Genomic DNA, 22,385 nt, shown 5'->3' on the forward strand with positions numbered 1-22,385 from the left:
GGACACAAATTATGGGTTTTCAAAAACTCTCTGTAGCTCAGACTGTGGTGAAGTTCTTAGCGAACCAGTACACCGTAGACACCATTGATGGGCAGGAATACTGTGAGCGCACTATTCCTGGTATTTTCGGTATTTTTGGGCACGGCAATGTTGCCGGCATGGGGCAGGCTCTTCGCCAGTATCAGGAATTAGATCCTTCCTTGATGCCGTACTATCAAGGCCGTAATGAGCAAGCTCAGGTAGACCAAGCTGTTGGGTATGCTCGCCATACTCGTCGTCGTGCAACATACGCGGTTACCACGTCAATTGGCCCTGGTGCTTCAAACATGGTTACGGGTGCAGCTCTTGCGACAACGAACCGTCTTCCGGCATTGCTTTTCCCGTCAGACCAGTTCGCTACTCGTGTTCCGGATCCTGTTCTTCAGCAGCTAGAACGTTTTGACGCAGCAGATGTGACGGTTAATGATATTTTCCGTCCTGTAAGCCGCTATTTTGATCGTGTATGGCGTCCGGAGCAGGTTTTCTCTGCACTTTTGAACGGTATGCGTGTTTTGACTGACCCCGTGGATACAGGTGCAGTGACGATTGCTTTGCCTCAGGATGTTCAGGCAGAAGAAATTCTTGTTCCTGATGAGTTCCTTGCTCCTCGCCATTGGCGAATCCGTCGCCCTGAGCCAGAAGACGTTGATATTCAAGCAGCGATGAGTGTTATTCGCGAAGCGAAGAAACCTGTCATTGTTGCTGGTGGTGGCGTACATTATGCGTTTGCTCAAAATGAGCTACGTCAGTTTGCAGAAGCAACAGGCATTCCTGTCACATACACTCAGGCTGCTGTTGGTGTGATGGATTGGGATCATCCTTTGTGCTTGGGTGCTGTTGGTTCCACTGGTTCTACGGCATCTAATGCTCTTGTTCGTGATGCTGATGTGATTATTGGTATTGGTACTCGTTACGAAGATTTCACGACGGCTTCTCGTACGGCATTCCAAAATCCTGATGTTAAGTTTGTCAATATCAACGTTGCAGCATTTGATGCGTATAAGCACAGTGGTGTTGTTGCGATGGTTGCTGATGCAAAGAAGGCTCTTATTAAGCTCAATGACGCATTGAGCGGTTTCAAAGTTTCTTCTGCTGTTACGGAGGAAGTTGCTTCAGAAAAGGCTCGCTGGAATGGCATTGTTGATGATGCTTTTGCTGAGCGTTATCGCCCGTTGATGAGCCAAAACGAAATTATTGGTGCTGTCAATGAGGCAATGGACGACCGCGATGTTGTGGTGTGTGCAGCGGGTTCATTACCTGGTGACCTCCACAAGATGTGGCGAGTTAAGGACGCTTATGGTTACCACGTTGAATACGCGTATTCATGTATGGGCTATGAGATTCCTGGCGGTTTGGGTGTGAAGCGTGCGTCGTTAGATACCCAAGATGGTCGTGATGTTGTGGTGATGGTTGGCGATGGTTCTTATCTGATGATGAACACTGAGTTGGTCACTGCGGTAGCAGAAGGTATCAAACTGATTGTTGTTTTGATTCAAAATCATGGCTATGCGTCTATTGGTGCACTCTCTGAGTCTGTTGGTTCTCAGCGTTTTGGTACGAAGTACCGCACCTTGGATAAAGAGACTCACAGTTTTGATCATGGCGATACTTTGCCTATTGATTTGGCAGCGAATGCTCAGTCTTTGGGTGCGAAGGTTATTCGTGTTGAACCGGGTGAGGATGTTCGTGAGCGTTTGCAAGATGCTGTGGCTCAGGCGAAAGCAGCACCAGAAGGTTCCGGCCCGATTGTTATTCATGTTGAGTCTGATCCGATGATTGATGCGCCGTCTTCTGAATCGTGGTGGGATGTGCCTATTACGGGTGTGAGTGAGCTTTCTTCTACTCAGAATGCTTATGAGACCTATCGTGAGAAGAAGGCCATGCAGCGTCCTCTTCTTGGACCTTAAGTTTTAGTTGTCGTGTGTGCTGTGGCGTATGAGTGTTACAGCACGCATTATCCCAATATTTTTCTATCTCTATACAAGGAGTAAATATGTCATACGAAGTTCTACACTTCATCAACGGCGAAGAAGTACCTAGCTCTGGTTCTGCTCGTCAGGAAATTTTTAACCCTGCTACCGGAGATGTTCTAGGGTCTTTGCACCTTGGTTCTCAGGACGAGCTTGAGAAGGCTGTTGTTGCTGCGAAGACTGCTGCAAAAGGCTGGTCTGAGCTATCTTTGGCAAAGCGCACCGCTGTTCTTTTCCGTTTCCGTGAGCTTCTTGTAAAGCACACTGGAGAGTTAGCAGAACTTGTTGTTTCAGAACACGGTAAGGTTCTTTCTGACGCTCGCGGTGAGATTGCTCGTGGTCAGGAAATCGTTGAGTATGCTTGCGGTATTACCAACCTTGTGAGTGGTCGTTTCACTCCGCAGGCCGCAACTGGTATTGATGCGTATTCTGTTCGTGAGCCTTTGGGCGTTGTTGCTGGTATTACTCCATTCAACTTCCCTGTCATGATTCAGTTGTGGATGGCGCCTTTGGCTATTGCTGCTGGTAACGCTTTCATTTTGAAGCCTTCTGAGCGTGACCCCTCTGCTGCAAACTTCATGGCAAAGTTGTGGAAGGAAGCTGGTCTTCCTGATGGCGTTTTCAACGTTTTGCACGGTGGTAAAGAGACCGTTGACGGTCTTTTGACTCATCCTGATGTTGATGGCATTTCGTTTGTTGGTTCTACTCCTATTGCTCGTTATGTTCATGAGACTGGTACGAAGCACGGCAAGCGTGTTCAGGCTCTTGGCGGAGCGAAGAACCATGCGTTGATTATGCCTGATGCTGATATGGATGTTGTTGCTGAGCACCTTAACGCTGCAGCTTTTGGTGCAGCGGGTCAGCGTTGCATGGCTATTTCTGTTGCTGTTGCTGTGGGAGAAGCCGCTGAGAAGACCATCGAGAAGGTGACCGCTTTAGCTCGTAACATCAAGGTTTCTAACGGTATGGATAAGGACGCTGATATGGGTCCTTTGATTACTCCGCAGTCTTGTGAGCGTGTTCAGCGCATTATTACTGAGGCTGAGAAGGCTGGCGCTACCGTTGTTATTGATGGTCGTAACCTTGTTGTACCTGGCCATGAGAAGGGTAACTTTGTTGGCCCGACCATCTTGGATAATGTTTCACCTGAGATGAGCGCTTATGGTGAAGAGATTTTTGGTCCTGTTTTGGTAGTTATTCGTGTTAATACTTTGCAAGAAGGTATTGATTTGATTAACTCCAATCCCTTCGGAAATGGTACCTGCATCTTCACTTCCTCTGGTGCTGCAGCTCGTACCTTTAGCCGAAAGATTAAGGTCGGCATGGTTGGTGTCAATGTTCCGTTGCCTGTTCCGTTGGCAAATCACTCTTTCGGTGGTTGGAACGATTCGCTCTTTGGTGAGCACCATATTTATGGTGAAGATGGTCTTCGCTTCTACACTCGTGGCAAGGCTATTACTCAGCGTTGGCCTGAGCCGAAGCAAGCTTCTGGAGCGAACTTTAATTTTGAGTCACGTAACTAGTGACTAAAAAGGATCCTTTATTGGATGTGTGATGGTTGTGAGGGGTTAGTAGCTAGTGATTACTGGTTACTAGCCCCTCCTCTTTTGTGGTTGTGGCTAGGGTTGATGTAGGTTCTTTGAGGGTTCATAATTTTTCTCAAACTTTTTCTTCTACTATGTTCACCACCACACATTATTTGATAGTATGTCTTTACATAGTTAAGGGTTTTTGAAACTCTTCATTTTCACCCAGACAACACTTTTCAACGATGAAAGCGTGAGAACATGACCGAGAATAACCTCATCATTGGCACAGCCCCCGACTCTTGGGGCGTATGGTTCGCCGACGACGACGCTCAAACACCGTGGCAGCGTTTCCTAGATGAAGTTGCTGAAGCTGGCTACAAGTGGATTGAACTTGGACCTTACGGCTACCTCCCTGCAGAACCAGAGGTTTTGGCTCGCGAACTTAAAGAGCGCGATTTGCAAATTTCTGCTGGAACTGTTTTCACGGCTTTCCATCGAGGCGGACAGGAGCAGTGGGATATCGCATGGGAGCCCGCTCGCAAGGTTGCTGAACTAACAGCAGCTATGGGCGCAAAGCACATTGTTGTTATTCCGGCTCTTTGGCGCGATGACAAGACCGGCGAAGAACTAGAGCCATCAACCTTGACCGAACAGCAGTGGGATAATCTTGCTCAAGGACATAACAAGCTTGGAGAAACCCTTCAGCGCGACTTCGGCTTGTTCCAGCAGTTCCACTCCCATGCAGATTCTCATGTTGAGACCATGGAAGAGATTGAAAAGTTCCTTGCTGTAACTGACCCGAAGCTTGTTACTCTCTGCTTGGACACCGGACATGCCCAGTATGGTGGAGCTTCTTCTGTTGAACTCATTGAAAAGTATCCTGAACGCATCGGGTACTTGCACTTGAAGCAGGTAGACCCCGAGATTCTTCGCCGAGTACGTGAAGAAAACATGACTTTCAAAGATGCAACCGCAAGTGGAGTGATGTGCGAACCACCTCACGGATTGCCTGACTTGTCGAAAGTTATTGAAGCTGCTGAGGCTCTCAACCGACCACTCTTTGGCATTGTTGAGCAGGATATGTATCCTGTGAAATCTTTTGATATCCCACTACCTATCGCTCAGCGCACCAAAACTTATCTACTTGGTTGCGGTTCTCGCACCGTAATTGGCTAAAGATAACCCAACTTCATCTGTTATTGAAAAGGAAGTAAAGATGTCTCAGGATATTCGTGTTGCCGTTGTTGGCGCTGGACGTATGGGATACGACCATATTCGTCGTATTCACGAACGTATTGATGGCGCACGCGTTAGCGCAGTAGTAGATATTGATGAGTCTAAGGCTATTGAAGCTCTTGAAGGTATTGATGGAGCTCAGGTTTATACTGATTTCCACAAGGCTCTTGAGTCTGACAGTGTTGACGCTGTTTTAATTGCGACTCCTGGTTTCTTACATGCACCTGTTTTACAGCCTGCATTAGAGGCTGGATTGCCTATTCTTTGCGAGAAGCCACTCACCCCAGATTCAGCCTCTGCATATGAAATTGTTAAGGCTGAAGTTGCTACCGGCAAGAAGTTGATTCAGGTTGGCTTCATGCGTCGTTTTGATGGCGGTTACCGCACTATTCGTGCAGCTGTTCAAGCTGGTTCTTATGGTGAACTTTTGCAGCTTGATTGCGAACATATTAATCCGTATGTGTTGGATTCTTATACGGGGCGCAATCTCATTGACGACACTGTTGTTCACGAGTTTGACGGAGTTCGTTATCTGACTGGTGAAGAGATTAAGACAGTCCGTGTAATCTCTGGCAAGAAGACCAAGCATGCTCAAGGTGAGCTTGCTGATCCGGCAAAGGTCATTATGGAGACTGAGTCTGGCGTACTGGTAACGGTTAGCACTCATGTCACTGCTCGTTTTGGATATTCTGTAACTACTCGCGCGGTATTTGAAGAAAACCACATTTCTGTCGGTCAAGATTTGACCTGCCCCAGTTTTGAGCCTCGCTTTGTTGATGCATATGATCAAGAAGTTCAGGCATGGATTAATGCCATCAGCAAGGGTGAGCATACTGGCCCATCTGCTTGGGATGGTTATGCGGCGGCTGCTTGTTGTGAAGCTGGTTTTGCGGCGTTGAATTCCGGAAATGTTGAGCAGGTTGTTCTCGAAGAGAAACCTGATTTATATCGCTAAAGATATTTTCGGGTATCTACGCTAGAGGGGGTACCAACACGTTGGTACCCCCTCTTCGCGTATCTGCTTGTCTTTGCACTCTTTTTCTTAGATTAGGGCTGATTGTCGTTTCAAGAAAAAGGGGATAAAAAATTTTCTTAAAAAGATTGTCATTATGTCATGACAAATATATAGTGTTTAGTAACACATTGGGTTCTCTGTTGAGTAATCGGTTACTAAAACCACACACTCTATAGAGCATGAGGTTAGGTAAGCTCGCCTACAGAGACTATCGTTTAACCTCATATATCTACTATCGACATTTCTTATAGACGAAGGAGTCATAATGTCAGGACACTCTGTTAGTGCGTCGGAGGCGAACTTACCGCCTCTCACCAAGGGGCCTCACAGTAAACGCCTCGGCCAGGTCGCGGTTGTAGCAACTCTCGGCGGTTTGCTCTTTGGCTACGACACCGGTGTCATCAACGGTGCTCTACTTCCCATGTCAGAAGAGCTAGGCCTCAACGAAAAAACAGAAGGTATCGTTACTTCTTCACTCCTTTTCGCTGCAGCATTTGGCGCACTCTTCTCCGGTGGCATTTCCGACAAATTTGGTCGTCGTAAGACCATCATGGGGCTCGCAATTATCTTCTTCCTCGGCGCATTAGCGTGCTCCTTCGCACCAAGCCTAGGCCTACTCGTCCTTGGACGCGTCCTACTCGGTATCGGCGTCGGTGGCGCTTCCACCGTCGTTCCCGTGTTCCTTGCAGAACTTGCACCTTACGAAATTCGCGGTTCTCTCTCTGGACGCAACGAAATGATGATTGTTGTCGGTCAGTTGGCAGCATTCGTCATCAACGCATTTATCGGCAACGTATGGGGCCACCTTGATGGTGTCTGGCGTATCATGCTCGCTATCTGTGCAGTTCCTGCAGTATTCTTGTTCATCGGCATGCTCCGCGTTCCAGAATCTCCTCGCTGGTTAGTCTCTAAGGGTCGTCTTGACGAGGCAACTGAAGTCCTCCGACAGATCCGCACCGAAAAACGTGCAGAAGCTGAGGCTAAGGATATTCAGCGAACCCTCGAAAAAGAATCCACCATGGTTGCTCCTAGCGTGTCCTCCATGCTCAAAGACAAGTGGATTCTTCGCATCGTCCTTGTTGGTGTTGCACTTGCGGTATTCCAGCAATTCACCGGTATCAACTCCATCATGTACTACGGTCAGATTGTTCTTCAAGAATCTGGATTCTCTAAGAACGCAGCTCTTATCGCTAATATCGCCCCCGGTATTATCGCTGTTGTTGGCGCATTCATCGCATTGTGGATGATGGAAAAAATTAACCGTCGTACCACCGTTATCACCGGCTACACTTTGGTTACTATCTTCCACCTCCTCATCGGTACTGCAGCATTGGTACTACCTACCGACTCTGCAGCTCGCCCTTACATTCTCTTGCTTCTCATCGTCGGCTTCGTCGGTTCGATGCAGACCTTCTTGAACGTTGCAACGTGGGTTCTTCTCTCGGAGATTTTCCCTCAGCAGATTCGCGCATTCGGTATGGGCTTCGCAGTTCTCTGTCTCTGGCTTGCAAATGCTGCAATCTCCTTCGCGTTCCCTTCAATCCTTAAAGCAGTTGGACTAAACTCCACCTTCTTCGGATTCGCCGTCATCAACGCAATCGCAGCGTTCGTGATGTTCAAGTTCCTACCCGAAACCCGCGGTAAGAGCCTTGAAGAAGTGGAAGTTGGCGTCACTACCGGTGCTATCTACATTGTCAAGAACAAATAAACTACCACTGAAATAACCTCTCTTGATGTTCCGTAGCCTCTATTGCTCACGATGGGTATAGGGGCTACGGTTCCATTTTCCTCAGTTCTATACATCTACTACTTTTTTGAAAAGGTCACATCATGACAACAACACGTACCATTAACGTTGGTCTTATCAGTGTCGGTTGGATGGGAAAAGTCCACAGCAAAGCCTACGCAGCAGTTCCACAGGTCTACCCTGAGTTAGGCATCAAGACTCGTCTCGTTCAAGCCGCAGATACCTCCGAAGAACGCGTCGATTACGCTGTTAATGTTCTTGGTTTTGAAAGCGGAACAACTAACTATCAAGATGTCCTCGCAAACCCCGATATTGATGTTGTCTCTATCTGCGCACCTAACTTCTTGCACGCACAAATCGGCAAGGAAGCAGCAGCAGCTGGTAAAGCTTTCTGGATTGAAAAACCAGCAGGACGCTCCGCGGACGAAACCCAAGAAATTGTTGATGAAGCTCGCAAAAATGGCGTAGTCACTGCTGTGGGATTCAACTATCGCAACACGCCAGCTATCGAATACGCTCGTCAACTCATCAGCGACGGAAAACTTGGAAGAATCACCAACGTTCGTGGTTCATTCTTTGCAGATTATTCTTCAGACCCCCGCGGAGCGCTCTCTTGGCGTTTTGTACGGGACCTTGCTGGAACCGGCGTATTAGGAGACCTTTTAGGGCATCTAGCAGATCTTATTCACTACACCGTCGGCCCTATCACTGAGGTCTGTGCGCTCACCCATACCGTCCATACCGAGCGCCCCAAACTTCCTATGGGAAGCGGAACCCACTTCGCAGTCATTGAAAATGGTGAAATGGCACCGGTCGAGAATGAAGATTACGCCGCACTCTTAGTACGTCTTGGTGGCGTAGGCGCGGTAGGAACTCTTGAAGCCTCTCGTGTGAGTGTTGGCCCACGCGCCCAGTACGCTATTGAAATTTACGGCACTGAGGGCTCCCTCAAATGGGATTTTGAGCGTATGAACGAACTCGAATTAGCTCTTGGATCAGCTGGCGAGCAGGTTGGATACACTCGTATTTTTGCCGGCCCAGGCTTTGGAGATTTCTCCTTCTTCCAGCCAGGGGCAGGAACTTCCATGGGATATGACGACCTAAAAATTATTGAAGCGAAGAAATTCCTTCAAGCATATCTTGGACAAGAAAAGATTCACGCTGATATTCACGACGCACTCCTCGCTAACCGCGTCATCTCAGCGGCAGTAGACTCTGCGGAAACGCAGACATGGCAGGTAGTGGAACCTGTTACTGGCACTAGTGCCAGCGGAGAAGACCTCTCCAAACGATAAGAAGAAAATAACTCCTAGAGATACTTAAGGCTCTTTGAAACTGGAGGGGAAACCGGTTTCAAAGAGCCTTAAGCATACTCAAAACCTTTTAGAAAACTAGGTAAAGAGCCCCCACCCACGTCACAACAATTACAAGACGCTCAAAAACTTTTTGTGGAATACGTCGAGCATAAAACCAGCCTATAAAACTTCCCAGAAGAAGCAGCGGAAGTAAGACTAAACCTAATGTTAACGTGTGAGGGTTCACCAACCCTAAACTCACAGAAAAAGGAAGTTTCAGCACGTTCATCACCGCAAAAAACCAAGCTGTTGTCCCTAAGAAAAGCTGAACGTTAAAACGGCTCGCCAAGAAATACATGTTCATGACTGGCCCACCAGCATTAGCGACCATCGTGGTAAAACCACCAAGTCCCCCATAAAACCAAGCAAACTTCTGCGAAGTGTTCTGTGCTGAATGACGGCTCTGACGCTGAAGAAGAGTCAGCACCATCAAAGCCAATAAAATCCAACCAATACTACGACGAATCACCTGATCATTAGAAACAAAAAGATACGCAGCACCCACAAATAAGCCACAAAGCACAGCCGGCACCAAGGTCAAGAGTGTTTTCCAATGAGCATGTTTTCTATACGCTACTAACGCTGAAATATCGCCGATGATGAGCAATATTAATAATGCGCCCGTTGATATTTTTGCTGGCATGAGAGAAGCAAAAATAATAACAGAAATAAGATTAACTCCCGGAAGCATCGTCTTAGAGATACCCACTAAAAAGGCTGCACATCCTAGAAGAGCCCAAGAAATTAGAGAGTACTCCCCTATAATATTCAGCATTGTTTTTGCCCCATCATGTTAAAGCCAGAGGTGCTAAAGAATAATTCTTTAGCACCTCTGGACATATTATATTTTTATTGTTCTGCGGTGAAAGGAAGACGAGGATCAATCTCCTGATTGTCCCATGTCGAACGGACCCAGCCATGGTGTGGGTCATCGCTGATCAGCCAATCACGAACAGGTCCAGGACCTGCCATAACATTCAAGTAATACAAATCGTAGCCAGGAGCCGCCATGGCTGGCCCATGCCAACCATAAGGCACCAACACCACGTCACCGGTACGCACTTCAGCGTTGACATCAATGGGACGTTCATCTGAAGCATATACACGCTGGTAACCAATCGCATCCTGCGCTTCTGCCGGTGCACCTACTGCAGGGCGAGTCTCAAAATAATAAATCTCTTCTAACGCAGTTTCCCCTTCTTGCTCCACATCATGCTTATGAGGAGGATATGAAGACCAGTTACCAGCAGGAGTAATCACTTCACAGACAATGAAACGGTCTGCTTCTAACGCTGCTGGAGTACCAAAATTATGAACCTGACGAGAACAATTACCGGCACCACGGAGCTCTACAGGAATCTCACTCTTTTTAACATGACGAACAGGATAGTGTGCACGTGCTGGTGCAGAAGAAATAGAAACTCGCGCACCTTTGACTCCGCTAATCACCACAGGGGTATTAATACCGGTATATAAGATATCTGCAGGGCCGTGGAATACAGATTCGCGACCTTCAAGAAGGTACTGTTCGTCACCTATCGTGACGTGAACATCACCGTTCAAGGGCATGATGATACGCTCTTCATCTGCTGCATCTAAGCTCAGAGGTTCTTCCCCCAAAGTAGCAACACGAATACCAGTATGTTTCCAGCCTTCTACAGTCGTTGTAGAGTCAGAAGCCCCTAAAGAAACCTCCCATTGGTCTTGGGAAGCAGAACCTGCTGGGTAGAACCACTGCTGTGTCACGGTACTCTCCTATCGTAGAGTTCAGAATTTTAGTTTGAAAGCGTCATTTCAAAGGAATATAGGTCTGCTCGGTATACGTGCTTTCCTGTTTCAACACGAACACCGGTGTCATTCATAGTGGTGCGGAACATCGTCACCAACGGTGCACCCTCATGGGTATCAAGCTCTACCGCCTGATACTTATTAGCTATAGTGGCACCAATTTTTTGTTGAGCAAGAGAGAACGTCACCCCACGAGATCCCATGAGTTCATACAAACCGCGTTCATTTAATTCGTCCTCCGTCAAAGAGACCGCACTAACAGGAACCCAGTTCTCCATTAAAGCTAGTGGAGTACCGTTTTCGTAACGAACACGAACCAGATGATAAACCGATAGGTCATCAGTTAAGGCAAGTTTCTCTGCAATTTGCTCATCAGCTTCAACCACTTCATAGGTAATGACACGTGTTGTTGGTTCAATACCGCTTCGTTGCAAATCGTTGTATAGAGAAGACAGGCTCAAGGGGCGACGAATTTCGTTTGAAACAACCTGTGTACCTACCCCACGTTTACGAACAAGTAGCCCACCACGAACAAGCTCATCCATAGCTTTACGCACAGTTGGACGTGATAAATGCAGCTGAGCAGCAAGTTCTAGTTCGTTAGGGAGCATTGAACCAGTAGGAATCTTTCCCTCAGCAATATGGTGGTTAATGCCGTTAACAAGCTGATGGTACAGGGGAATAGGGGAAGAACGATCAATAGTAATTGCAGGAAAATCTATAGTAGCCATCATCAACCTTGCTGGGGATAGTGTCTATATGTCCTTTTGTAAAGACATAACTATTCTAGAGTAGCATTGTGATTCATTCCAAGGGTGCTAGCACATCAACAAATGCAAGGAAGTCATCGCTATTTATCAAAATAATAGCGATGACTTCCACACCTGAACCACGGTGTCTGTTAGCTCAACGCACCACGCAAAGCACGCAACGCAACAGAGAGCACATCAAAACGGGGGCGACCATCAGACCCAGTAGCAGCCTGAACCACCTCAGCTAAAGTGTCATCAACTCGTTCCATACGAACAGGATGTTCTTTGACCCATTGTTGAACGGCAGAATCTCCTTGTTCCACCGAGCGAGCCGAGGCATTTTCACCTTGAGCCTTCAAAATTGCTAGGGCAAGGCCAGCAGCAATCTCATAGAGGTCATCGCGAAGAGCTGAACGAGCAAGAATCTCCCAACGGTCAGTACGAGGCAGACGGCTAATGAGCGTCAACAAAGAATCTACTCCGAAACGGTCATACACCGAGAAGTAAATCAGGGCAACAGCATCAACACTGAGTTGATGAGCCTGAGCAGTCCGCACCACATCCATCAATGCGAAACCTTCAAAACCACGAATCCAGACAACTAACAATTCTTCAGGAAGACCCCATTGCTCACCCTGCTCGCGCAAAGCACGAACGCGAGCGCGAGAATTATCAGAAAGATAATCAGGGAGGTTGCGTCGCAGTCGCAGAACCTCTGAATAGGTGTTAATGATGTCAAGGATTGGTGCTCCTGTAACAACAGAACGCTCAGAGATAAACCAGCGTACGAGACGGTCAAGTACGCGTTGCCAGTCTCGCATTGTTGCCTGCCAACCCTGAATCGGGGTGTGTGCAGGAAGTCCGCGGTGTACGGTAGAAGCCTTGTCAATGTCGAAAAGGTCACGGGCAACGAAGAAGGCTCGTGCGATAGTGTCTACGCTGGCGCCTGTTTCTTCTTGAACCCTAAAGACATGCGTAATACCAGCAGTGTTCACTATCTGGTTTGCAACCCGCGTGCAGATAATTTCTTGACGTAGCGGATGGGTGTTTAGGTCTTCTCCGAATCGCTCTACAAGTGCTGGAGGGAAGTACTCTTGCAAAATACGGTGCAGATAGGGGTCTTCTGCAAAAGATGTTTTGCAAAGCTCCGCAGTGAGGTGCATTTTGACGTATGCGGTAAGCACTGAAAATTCAGGGCTAGTGAGAGTAATTCCGGTCTGTTCATAGCGTTCGCGGATATGTTCATCATCAGGGATGAACTCTACTTCACGCACCAGTCCGGCATGTTTTTCAAGGTCGTGGATGAGTCGGATGTAGGCGCTTACCCCTGGGATAACACCGTGCCGTTCTGCTTGGAGTAGAACATTTTGTTCACGGTTTGTTTCAAGAACTTGTTGGCCCACATCTTCCCGTTGAGCTTCAATAAATGTTGCTCTCTCCTCTGGCGATAGTTTGCCTTGAGCGATGAGTCGGTCAATTAGGATTTTGATGTTGACTTCACGGTCGGAGGTTTCTACGCCGGCAGAGTTGTCAATAGCGTCAGTGTTGAGAAGTACGCCTGCTTCTGCTGCTTCAATTCTGCCGCGTTGGGTCATTCCGAGGTTTCCGCCTTCACCGATAATGGTGGCTCGTACTTGGCAACCATTGATACGAAGTGCGTCATTGGTTTTGTCGCCAACTTCTGCGTGAGTTTCTGCAGACGATTTAATATATGTACCGATACCACCGTTGTAGATGAGTTCGACGGGAGCTTTGAGAATAGCTGAAAGCAGTTGAGGTGGTGACATCTCTGTAATGTCCTCATCAATACCTAGGGCGGAGCGTACTTGGGGTGTCAGCGGAATAGATTTACTATCGCGAGAGTAGACTCCGCCGCCTTCAGATATGAGTGAACGGTCGTAATCCTGCCACGAGGAGCGTGGTAATTCGTAGAGGCGTACGCGTTCTTTGAAAGAGGTTTCGGGGTCGGGGTTGGGGTCTAAGAAAATGTCGCGGTGGTCAAAGGCGGCAAGGAGTTTGACTGTTTGTGTGCGCATCATTCCGTTACCGAAGACGTCACCGCTCATATCTCCAATACCTACTGCGGTGAATTCTTCTTGTTGGCAGTCTTTACCGAGTTCGGCAAAGTGACGTTTAACAGATTCCCATGCGCCTTTTGCGGTAATTCCCATTGCTTTATGGTCGTATCCGATAGAGCCGCCGGACGCGAACGCGTCACCAAGCCAGAATCCATATTCTTCGCTGATGCTATTAGCTGTATCAGAGAACGCTGCAGTCCCTTTATCTGCGGCTACAACAAGGTAGTAGTCGTCTGCGTCGCGAGCGATAATACCTTCGGGGCGGATGATGTGTTCTACGCCGTTCTCATCGATACGCAGGTTGTCGGTTACAGAGAGGAGCGCACGAATAAAGATTTTGTAGGATTCTCGTCCTTCTGCAATCCACGCGTCACGATTTTGTGCTGGGGAAGGAAGCTGTTTCGGGAAGAACCCGCCTTTAGCTCCAGTTGGGATGATAACCGCGTTCTTGACCATCTGGGCTTTGACAAGTCCAAGGACCTCAGTGCGGAAGTCTTCACGGCGGTCAGACCAGCGGAGTCCGCCGCGTGCAACGGAGCCGAAGCGTAAGTGCACGCCTTCTACTCGGGGAGAATACACGTAGATTTCAAATTTAGGTCGAGGCAAAGGCGCAAAATCAATGTATTCGGGAGAGACTTTTAGCGCGAGGAACTCATCTGGTAGGTACGCGTTAGTGCGTAAAGTAGCTGCGATAACGGTAGCCATTGAACGCATAAAACGGTCTGCGTCAAGAGTTGGTATCTTGCCAAGTTCTAAGAGGAGCTCTTCCCATGTTTTTTGACGTGCTTGTTCTCGTTCTTCGTCAGTGTTGTACTGGCGTTTCGGGTCGAAGCTGATAGCGAAGAATTCGTTAAGTAGGCTCGTAACAGCAGGGTACCCTAGCAGCGTGTCGGACATGAATTCTGGGGTGAATCCGCATCCAAGTTGACCAAGGTAGTGTGTGTAAGCGCGCAGAACAGTCACATATTTCCAGCTCATTTTTTCTTTGAGAATGAGACGGTCAAGGGTGTCTGTTTCACGGCGTCCTTGAAGGAATGAGCTTAATGCTTGTTCGTAAACATCTACGACTTCTTGTGCGTCAATCCCTTCAGGGAACACCACACCGAAATCATAGAGGATAAAGTCTCGCCCGTCTGCAGGGGTGATACGGTAGGGTCGCTGGTCGATTACAATCAGCCCCATATTCTGCATAACCGGTAGCAGTTCGGTTAGTGTGTGTTGGCTATTGAGATACGTTTTGAGGCGAGTTTGCCCATCTTTTGTGTAGAGTCTGACTGCTACAGGTTTTTTATGTTGTGTTGAGAGCTCTTCAAAGATGTCAACATCGTTGACGGCTTCTTCAACGGAATAGTCGGCACGATAGGTTGCAGGAACCGCATCAGCCCATAGCTGAGAAATCGTACGGGCTTTATCTTCTGGTTGGGCTTTTTCTAGTGCCGAAGCAGTTGCTTCTGACCATGAGCGCACAGCTCGTTGGACTCTTTGTTGGACGTCCTCAGTGTTAATCTCGAGGATCGTATTGGGTTGATTCAACCGAATACGAAGGAAAAGACGAGCTAAGGAAGAAGTCGACAAACGTACGTCATAGTCGATGTCTGCGACATCAAATTGTTCGCAGAAAACAGATTCGATTCGTTGGCGGACTCCAGTGTTATAACGGTCTCGCGGTAAGAAAATAACGGCACAGATAAACTGCCCTAAGCTATCGGGGCGGATAAAGACCCTCGTAAGGCGTCGTTCTTCAAGCCCCATGATAGCTCGGAAGGTTTCGCTGAGAGTTTCAACGTTGGTGTGGAACAGTTCTGTTCTAGGGTACTGCTCGATCATTCCGGTAAGAGTTTTTTCTGAATGGGATGAGCAGTGGAACCCGAGTCGGTGACGAATAGAATTAATACGTTCTCGTATCAATGGAGTTTGTGTAGCTGGCAGTGTATACGCTTGAGCAGAGAACAACCCTAAGATAACGTGCTCCCCGATGATTGCACCGGAGTCGTCCACAATGCTGACACCAATATAGTCGAGATACTCGTGACGGTGAATGATTGAGCGAGAATACGCTTTCGTGATGTGTAATGGCTGTTGGGAATATACCGTTGTGATGTCGAGGTCAGGTAGTTCGACGTGATGTTCTTGGCTTTGGGTAAAGATTCCTAAACGATTCTGCGGTGAGGTCTCTAGTGTTGCTGTTGCGGGGTTAATGCGCCGCTCTTCCATCCCCCAGAACAAGAAGTTTCCTTCGGTTAACCAGTTAAGAAATTCTTGAGCAGTGCTTATTTTTTGGATGGGGTCATGGGCGCTAAAGGTTTGTTGTGTGGTGTTCGTGCGCTCGCTGAGTTGTTGGGCGATGGTTTGTACGTGTTGTGACATGGCGTCAGCGTCCGTAACGGCGCTACGTACATTTTTGAGAATCTGGTGAATACGTGTTGTGAGTTCTTGTTGTGTTTGTGGGTCAAGAGTTTTGATGAGCTGGATGGATATCCATGATTCTACGGTGAGTGTGTTGCCGTTCGAGGGTATTTTTTGGTCTAGTACGGGTAACACTGCGGTGTCTCCGCTGACGACCGGTTGTTCTACGCCTGTTCCTTCTAGGCTGATGAGTGTTCCGTTATGGTCTCGTTCAGCGATGAAGGTGGGGTGGTTCAATGTTGCAATACCGCCGTAGTTTGCGGCAATTTCGGCGGTGATGGAGCTGACGAGGTAGCTCATATCATCGGTGGTGATGAGTAATGTGGTGGAGGTTTCGTCCTGTAGCGTGTTGACGAGGGATTCGCCGTGTTGACGGGTCTGTGATAGACGTCGGTGTTCTTGGGCGAGACGTTGGCGGTTGTGAACGTTATTTCCTTCTGCCTCTGTAGAGGTGTATTGGTAATACTGATCGATCCATGTTGGGGTGGTCAGTTGTTCTGGTGATGCGTCGTCGCGAGCGTGCAAAATATGCCTCCGGTAGTAGTACAATCACACCTTTGTGATATGGTCAACACGCTGAGTGTGCGTGTTATAGGTAATACCTTATAACGTGACTCCACTAACACAAAACCCCTAGAGTGCTCTCGTGAAGAAAATTAAAAAAACTAACGTATCAGCTAGATAACCCCATATTTTAGAATAACCAAGAAGCATTAAAGTCTGTAACACTTTTATTCGCTACTGACATTCCTCAGAAGACACCCAACCACAAGACCTTGCCACATCACGAGATATGAGAGAGCTCCTCTAAAGTCCAAGCTACACTCTAAAAACACCTATAATCATGGGTACATGTACTTTTGAGATAAGGGGGCACTCATTGACTGTGCGAACTACCATTATTATGCCGGTCTACAACACCGCTCATGCGGTTATCCGTGCCATCGATAGTGTTCTGCATCAGACAGACCCAGATTTTGAACTCATCATCGTTAACGACGCCTCCCCAGACCACGCTGATCACATCATCACAGAGCACCTCAAAAAAGTTAATGATTCACGGGTACGCTACTTCCTCAACGAACAGAACATTGGATTATCCGAAACTCGCAACCGAGGACTTTCTCAAGCTCGCGGACAATGGCTTGCCTTCTTAGACTCAGACGATGCCTTCACACCAACTTTTCTTGAAAGAATGCATCACTGGACGAACGATGAAATAGACGTTGTTGTCTGCGCTCATGATGTCGTCACACGAGACGGAAACCAACGCACCCGACTCCGCGGAAAAACTGGAATATTCACGGGACATGAGGCGATGCTCAAACTTCTACGCGACGAAACAACACCCTATGTGTGGGACAAAATTTTTCGTGCCAGCACCGCAACTGGACACACCTTCCCCACTATTAACCGTATTGAAGATGCCGCCTACATTATTCCGATTTATCAAAAAGCGCGTAAAGTGCGCTTTATTGAAGAATCATTATGCCTCTATAGCGTGAACCCGCATTCTGTCACGTGGGGGTCTGTACCGCCCATACAAGAAATGTACCGGTATATAAGCTATCTCAAAGAAAATACTCAAATACATCAAGGGAGCAAGCAAGAGCAGGACGCTCTTGCCGTTACATGGTGTCTAGCTTTTCTCAATGGAGCACAAAGTGCTCTGCGTTTAGGTGTTTCCAACGCTCCCAATTATTTGAAACAATGCCAACAGGCATTAGCGTGGCATATTGTTGTACGAGCTCTTAGAACACGTCCAGTTTTTGGTGCTGCCGCATTCTTATTTAAGCTTTCGCCGAAGGTCTACCAGACGTTTTATACCCGTTATGTTCAACGAGCGTATGGAATTGACTAAGTCTCTTTGGGCTTACACTGCTCAGATGTAGTACTCCCTGATGTCCGCTATAACTTTTAAGGTTCTGCATGACGCATCCTTTGTTTCAAGCGGTGAAGGATATAATGTGTGCTGTCGATATTTTGTTTCCTACCCGTGAGGAACTTTTGCATGAGCTTTTCTGCTCCTCGCACATCCATCATTATGCCGGTGTATAACACTGCTGAACGTGTTATATCTTCTATTCAATCGGTGCTCGCTCAAAGTGACCCTGATTTTGAGTTGCTGATACTCGTAGATGGAGCAACTGATCATTCGGCGCAGGTTATTGAACAATTTCTTCACCACAATCCTGATCCAAGGCTACGTTTTTTCAATAATGCGCAGAATCAGGGGGTTTCACGAACACGCAACCAGGGGCTGGAGCATATTCGGGGGCAATGGGTTGCTTTTCTTGATTCAGATGATACATATCGCCCGCATTTTTTAGAATCTTTGCATTCTTATACGGAGCGCTATGATGCCGATATTGTGACCAGTGTTTTAGCTATTGCTAAACCAGATGGTTCCGTTACCCCACGCCCAACCCAACCAACAGAGACTTTCCTAGGACAAGAAGCCGCTTATCGTCTTCTTCAAGGTGGAAGAATCACTCCTTATTTGTGCGACAAAATCATTCGTAGTTCTCTTTTTGAAAATGTTCGTTTCTGCCCAGATATTCATCGTGGAGAAGACGCCCTTGTCACCTTGGCATTATGTCTTAACGCTCAGACGGTTGTAGCAACTCCAGAAGTCCAATATGAGTATTTTATGGAGTCGACCGGTCTTTCGTGGGGACGTATTACCCCTGTAGAAGAAAGCTTAGCTCTCATGCAAGCTCAAGCAGAGCTATTAGGGGAACGCCTGAACACCGTTCAAGGGCGTAAGGCTTACGATGTTTCGTGGATTATCACTTTTCTTAATAGCTCACAGCAAGCAATTTTTAATGACACTGCTCAGGGACGTGAAATTCTATCTCGTAATCGTCAACTGATTCGGTGGTCACAGATTTATCAGATTATTTCTATTAATCCTATTTTTTGTGCGGCTGCCACTTTACTAAAATTATGCCCACCGTTGTATCGGGTAGTGTATCGCGCCTATGTCAAGAGAACCTATGGGCTTTAGCGACTCACGCGTGCGTTCAGCCATGCTCCAATGAGGTGAATACTAAATCCGCTGAGGGGGCCGACAAAAAGCGATATCAGCACTCTCACCATAAGCGGCAAAGGTAAGAAAAGTAACCCGAGGGAAATACACGCCGCCCCAACCCACCCGAGAATATAGATTCGGTGCAGGTTTGTTGCCAGTACAAGTGTTCCAGAAAGAACTAAGAGCGCCATAATAGCTGAAGCAAAGGTTAGCAGGGCGAGGATATGTCCTTGGGCGACTTCTTGGTACGCCACAGTTTCTTCTGGTTTGGGATGATAAATCGCCAAGAAGAGGAACGGCCCTATCAGATAAGCTGCGATTGCCCCAATAGCACCCACCCCGAGAAGAGCACCAGCAGGTCGGGCGATGGCTTGAAGAGGACGATGTTGATGCTTGATAAAGAGAGAAATTGCCACTCCTTGAAAAGCTTGGAGCGGAATCATAATAGGTGAACGAGTAATCGAAATAGCCAGAATAAGCGCTCCTAGCACCATATCTGAGTGCGTACCAGAAGATGCTCCTTCAGTGGCTTTCATCATGAGGGGGAAGCCTGTGGTAAGAGCAGCCGATGCGCCGGCTGATCCCATTGCGATAAGGGTGTTTATGGTGAGCGTTTTTGCAGGAACATCACCTCTGGCCCCTAAGGCAGAACGGGCATGAGAAGAACATATAGCAAGGACTATCCAGAGTAATGCTGGCGAAATAACAGCAGCTTCAAGACCCCAAAGGTATCCGGCAAGAAGACCGACAACAAGCATGCTCACGAAACGCCAAGTAGCCTCTCCGCCGTTAATGGTTGCCATAAGATACCATTTTTTCTGGCCTGCAGCATTACCGCTTAGAGCAACCTGAACAGCATATAGAACCGTAGCTAACGCAATGGCGACGAGAGTAAACTGGGGGTCTTGAGAAAGAAAGTAATGAATCCAAATACCTGATGTTGCCGTCACGATGATGGCAACACCAAGACCTATCCCTAAAGCGATAACAGCAGGGCGGGCGCCAGGTGTTGCAGGTGGGTTAAGTTGAGCAGCTCCGACAGCGCGGGTGGCCTCTGAGGCAATACCTCCAATGATTCCGTAAATACCAAAGAGCAACGCCCAAAACACTAAAAATTCTGGTACGTCAGCGCTAGGTAGTGCATGTTTTGCAATGACTGTAGCAAGGAACGCTGAGAGTGCAGAAAGAACAGACGCACCGAGGATAGCGCTAGATTCCTTACGCGTAATAGATGTTTGGGGAGTAGGTTGATCGGTAGATGCTGGGGGTTCTTTTGATTGTTGTTTGACCACCGATAACACTCTACACTTTCATAACTTATCAGGAATATATACTAGTGCCGGCAAGGTTTAAACCTTACCGGCACAATAACATCATCTCTACTTCACCAGATGATTGACAAGATTCTTCACACCATTCCATTTCTTCGCCATCGTAGCCTGAGGCAACAACGTCAAAGCATGCATACGAGATGAGAAATGAACACGAGCAACCATAGCTGCTTTCTTCCAACCTAAAGCAGACATCTCTTGTGCAATGGTCTCAAAATATGTCCTCTCCTCATCAAAACGTGTTCCTTCAAGAGCACGCCAAGAAGAGTCAGATGCCTTATGACGACGGTACATAAAAGCAACAGCCTCGTCGTAGTATAACGACCCACCACTCATCGCAACATCAAGGACTAACGCCATATCTTGAACAACATTGAGCCCTTCTCGGAACCCAAGACCAACAATAGTCTCAGCACGCCATCCAAGAGAGGGGAAGTACAACCAATCGCCACGAAGAATCGATACAGCTAGTTCTTCACCAGAAAGCTCCGTTGAAGTGTTAGGTCGATAATAAGCTTTTGTTTTCTCCACTAAAGTGTTCGACAATGCATTATTTTCATCAATCACAACACAACCAGGCTGAAAAATCTGAGCTTGAGGATGCTCCTGCGCAGCTTCAATAAACCAATCAATATAGTTTGGAAGCATCACGTCGTCAGCTCCCATCACCGTTACCAGTTCATTTTCAACAAAGCTCAGAGCCTTAGTATAGTTACCGTTTGCGCCGAGGTTCTTTTCATTGCGCATATAGGTAATACGTTCATCGTTAAGGGACTCAAACCATCCAGGGATAGAGTCATCGGGGTAACCATCATCAACTACAACAAGACGCCAATGAGGGTTCGTCTGACCCAAAACGGAACGCACCGCTTGTTTCATAAAGTCCACATCACCGTAGTACGGAAAAAGCACATCAACGGTCGTCATTTTTTCTCCTGTGAGTTATTAAGGTTGCACTTCTTAGAAGAAGTGCTCTGAGCTGTTTTCTTTGAAGTGTAGCGTTCTTGCACCTGTTGAGGACTACCCTGATCTACGGTAGCTTTCAGTATCGCTATTTCTTCTGCTAAGGTTCTCGTCTCATCTGATAATTTTGACACTTCAAAACTCAAGTGCAAACACACCGCAATAAGCATCATAATTGCTAATAAAAACAGTAGGTTCACAGGCACAACCACACCTGTAAACTCCGCAAGGCGAAGAAGAACATCGGGGAATAGCGCAAGGACGATAATAACAGCTGAGATAACAAGCCATAACGCCGCATATTTCTCTTTCATCTTCTGATTACGCACCTGAGTAATCACCATCAAGAAGACAACAAGAGAAAGAAATAAAAAGAACACGTTAGATGGCATTAGTTATCCTTTCCCGCTGGCTCTGTTTTTCGTCGTGTCATGGAAATACCGAAAGCAAAGAACGAACGAATCAGATAAATAGCAGATTTGAGAGGCCCTGAAGAGGGTTCTCCCCCCTGCCTCTCACGCATCTGAACCGGAACCTGAACGACTTTACATCCCGAACGAATCGCCATCACCGTAGAATCTATGGTGTCACCAAGATATTCGGCAGGGAAGAAATCACAATATTGAGCGATACCTCTACGATTCACAGCACGGAACCCGCTAGTAACGTCTGTAAATTGTTCTCCAGAAATACGGGAGAACATAAAAGATAGGATTCCCATCGCCCATTTTCTCGGACCAGAAACTTTATACGTACTATTTCCTTGAAAACGCGAACCAATAACAATGTCAGCTTGTTCTAGTCCTTTGATAAGAACATCAATATATTCTGGTGGGTGCTGTCCATCAGAATCCATTTGCAAGGCGATATCGTATCCCATGCGTTGAGCATATTTATAACCAGTTCGCATGGCAGCACCTACACCCATATTGAAGGGAAGATCTATAACGAACGCTCCATGTGATTTTGCAATCGCACTAGTTTTATCAGTAGAACCATCGTTGATCACGACGAGGTCTACCCACGGCGCTGTCTCGCGTAGTTCACGAATACTCTGCCCAATAGTTGTTTCTTCATTCCAAGCGGGCATGATGACGAGGACGCGTTGAGGCGTCACATCAGATGAAGGTGTATTCGTCAAAAAT

Annotated in this window: 16 protein-coding genes; 8 read left to right on the top strand and 8 right to left on the bottom strand. The window is 47.3% G+C overall.

Translation table 11 applies throughout. From position 1 onward, the window contains the following. Positions 1-11: 11 nt before the first annotated feature. The 6 genes from iolD (at position 12) to ACN083_RS02340 (ending at position 8,831) form a co-directional block, all read left to right on the top strand. Positions 12-1,946 carry a 3D-(3,5/4)-trihydroxycyclohexane-1,2-dione acylhydrolase (decyclizing) gene (gene iolD / locus ACN083_RS02315; protein ID WP_419101214.1) on the top strand — a complete coding sequence of 645 codons (1,935 nt, stop codon included), beginning with the start codon at positions 12-14 and terminating at the stop codon, positions 1,944-1,946. Between the two features lie 86 nt (positions 1,947-2,032). Further along, on the top strand, positions 2,033-3,532 hold the full coding sequence (locus ACN083_RS02320) for a CoA-acylating methylmalonate-semialdehyde dehydrogenase (protein WP_419101215.1): 1,500 nt from the start codon (positions 2,033-2,035) through the stop codon (positions 3,530-3,532). A 264-nt stretch (positions 3,533-3,796) separates the two neighbouring features. Then, positions 3,797-4,714: a sugar phosphate isomerase/epimerase family protein gene (locus ACN083_RS02325; RefSeq protein ID WP_419101216.1), complete on the top strand. Its 918-nt coding sequence runs from the start codon at positions 3,797-3,799 to the stop codon at positions 4,712-4,714. A 40-nt stretch (positions 4,715-4,754) separates the two neighbouring features. Beyond that, on the top strand, positions 4,755-5,729 hold the full coding sequence (locus tag ACN083_RS02330) for a Gfo/Idh/MocA family protein (RefSeq protein WP_419101217.1): 975 nt from the start codon (positions 4,755-4,757) through the stop codon (positions 5,727-5,729). Between the two features lie 325 nt (positions 5,730-6,054). Next, the gene (locus tag ACN083_RS02335) at positions 6,055-7,497 is read left to right on the top strand and encodes a sugar porter family MFS transporter (protein WP_419101218.1); all 1,443 of its coding nucleotides are present in this window, start codon (positions 6,055-6,057) and stop codon (positions 7,495-7,497) included. Between the two features lie 122 nt (positions 7,498-7,619). After that, positions 7,620-8,831: a Gfo/Idh/MocA family protein gene (locus ACN083_RS02340; protein WP_419101219.1), complete on the top strand. Its 1,212-nt coding sequence runs from the start codon at positions 7,620-7,622 to the stop codon at positions 8,829-8,831. A gap of 88 nt (positions 8,832-8,919) precedes the next feature. Here the strand turns inward: ACN083_RS02340 and ACN083_RS02345 are convergent, their stop codons facing one another. The 4 genes from ACN083_RS02345 to ACN083_RS02360 form a co-directional block, all read right to left on the bottom strand. Next, positions 8,920-9,666, bottom strand: coding sequence for a sulfite exporter TauE/SafE family protein (locus ACN083_RS02345; protein WP_419101220.1), 747 nt, complete (start codon positions 9,664-9,666; stop codon positions 8,920-8,922). 74 nt (positions 9,667-9,740) lie between these two features. Then, on the bottom strand, positions 9,741-10,637 hold the full coding sequence (gene iolB / locus ACN083_RS02350; RefSeq protein WP_419101221.1) for a 5-deoxy-glucuronate isomerase: 897 nt from the start codon (positions 10,635-10,637) through the stop codon (positions 9,741-9,743). Between the two features lie 29 nt (positions 10,638-10,666). Continuing rightward, positions 10,667-11,413, bottom strand: a complete 747-nt coding sequence (locus ACN083_RS02355; protein WP_419101222.1) for a GntR family transcriptional regulator — start codon at positions 11,411-11,413, stop codon at positions 10,667-10,669. Positions 11,414-11,580: 167 nt separating this feature from the next. Then, entirely contained in the window at positions 11,581-16,440 is a 4,860-nt protein-coding gene (locus ACN083_RS02360) for an NAD-glutamate dehydrogenase (protein WP_419101223.1), read from the bottom strand. 361 nt (positions 16,441-16,801) lie between these two features. Here ACN083_RS02360 and ACN083_RS02365 point away from each other — a divergent pair, with 361 nt between their 5' ends. Together ACN083_RS02365 and ACN083_RS02370 are read left to right on the top strand one after the other, a co-directional pair. Continuing rightward, positions 16,802-17,776 carry a glycosyltransferase family 2 protein gene (locus ACN083_RS02365; RefSeq protein ID WP_419101302.1) on the top strand — a complete coding sequence of 325 codons (975 nt, stop codon included), beginning with the start codon at positions 16,802-16,804 and terminating at the stop codon, positions 17,774-17,776. A 150-nt stretch (positions 17,777-17,926) separates the two neighbouring features. After that, entirely contained in the window at positions 17,927-18,922 is a 996-nt protein-coding gene (locus ACN083_RS02370; RefSeq protein ID WP_419101224.1) for a glycosyltransferase family 2 protein, read from the top strand. Here the strand turns inward: ACN083_RS02370 and ACN083_RS02375 are convergent. The 4 genes from ACN083_RS02375 to ACN083_RS02390 all read right to left on the bottom strand — a co-directional run bounded on the left by ACN083_RS02375 (position 18,919) and on the right by ACN083_RS02390 (position 22,330). Next, on the bottom strand, positions 18,919-20,238 hold the full coding sequence (locus ACN083_RS02375) for a hypothetical protein (protein ID WP_419101225.1): 1,320 nt from the start codon (positions 20,236-20,238) through the stop codon (positions 18,919-18,921). The genes ACN083_RS02370 and ACN083_RS02375 overlap by 4 nt on opposite strands. An 87-nt stretch (positions 20,239-20,325) precedes the next feature. Further along, positions 20,326-21,204, bottom strand: a complete 879-nt coding sequence (locus ACN083_RS02380) for a glycosyltransferase family 2 protein (RefSeq protein ID WP_419101226.1) — start codon at positions 21,202-21,204, stop codon at positions 20,326-20,328. Next, positions 21,201-21,632: a DUF2304 domain-containing protein gene (locus ACN083_RS02385; protein WP_419101227.1), complete on the bottom strand. Its 432-nt coding sequence runs from the start codon at positions 21,630-21,632 to the stop codon at positions 21,201-21,203. Before ACN083_RS02385 ends, ACN083_RS02380 begins: the two co-directional genes overlap by 4 nt. After that, positions 21,632-22,330, bottom strand: a complete 699-nt coding sequence (locus ACN083_RS02390; RefSeq protein WP_419101303.1) for a glycosyltransferase family 2 protein — start codon at positions 22,328-22,330, stop codon at positions 21,632-21,634. The genes ACN083_RS02385 and ACN083_RS02390 overlap by 1 nt, the downstream gene beginning before the upstream one ends. Positions 22,331-22,385: the final 55 nt, after the last annotated feature.

The organism is Rothia sp. CCM 9418, assembly GCF_048512825.1.
Classification (GTDB): Bacteria; Actinomycetota; Actinomycetes; order Actinomycetales; family Micrococcaceae; genus Rothia.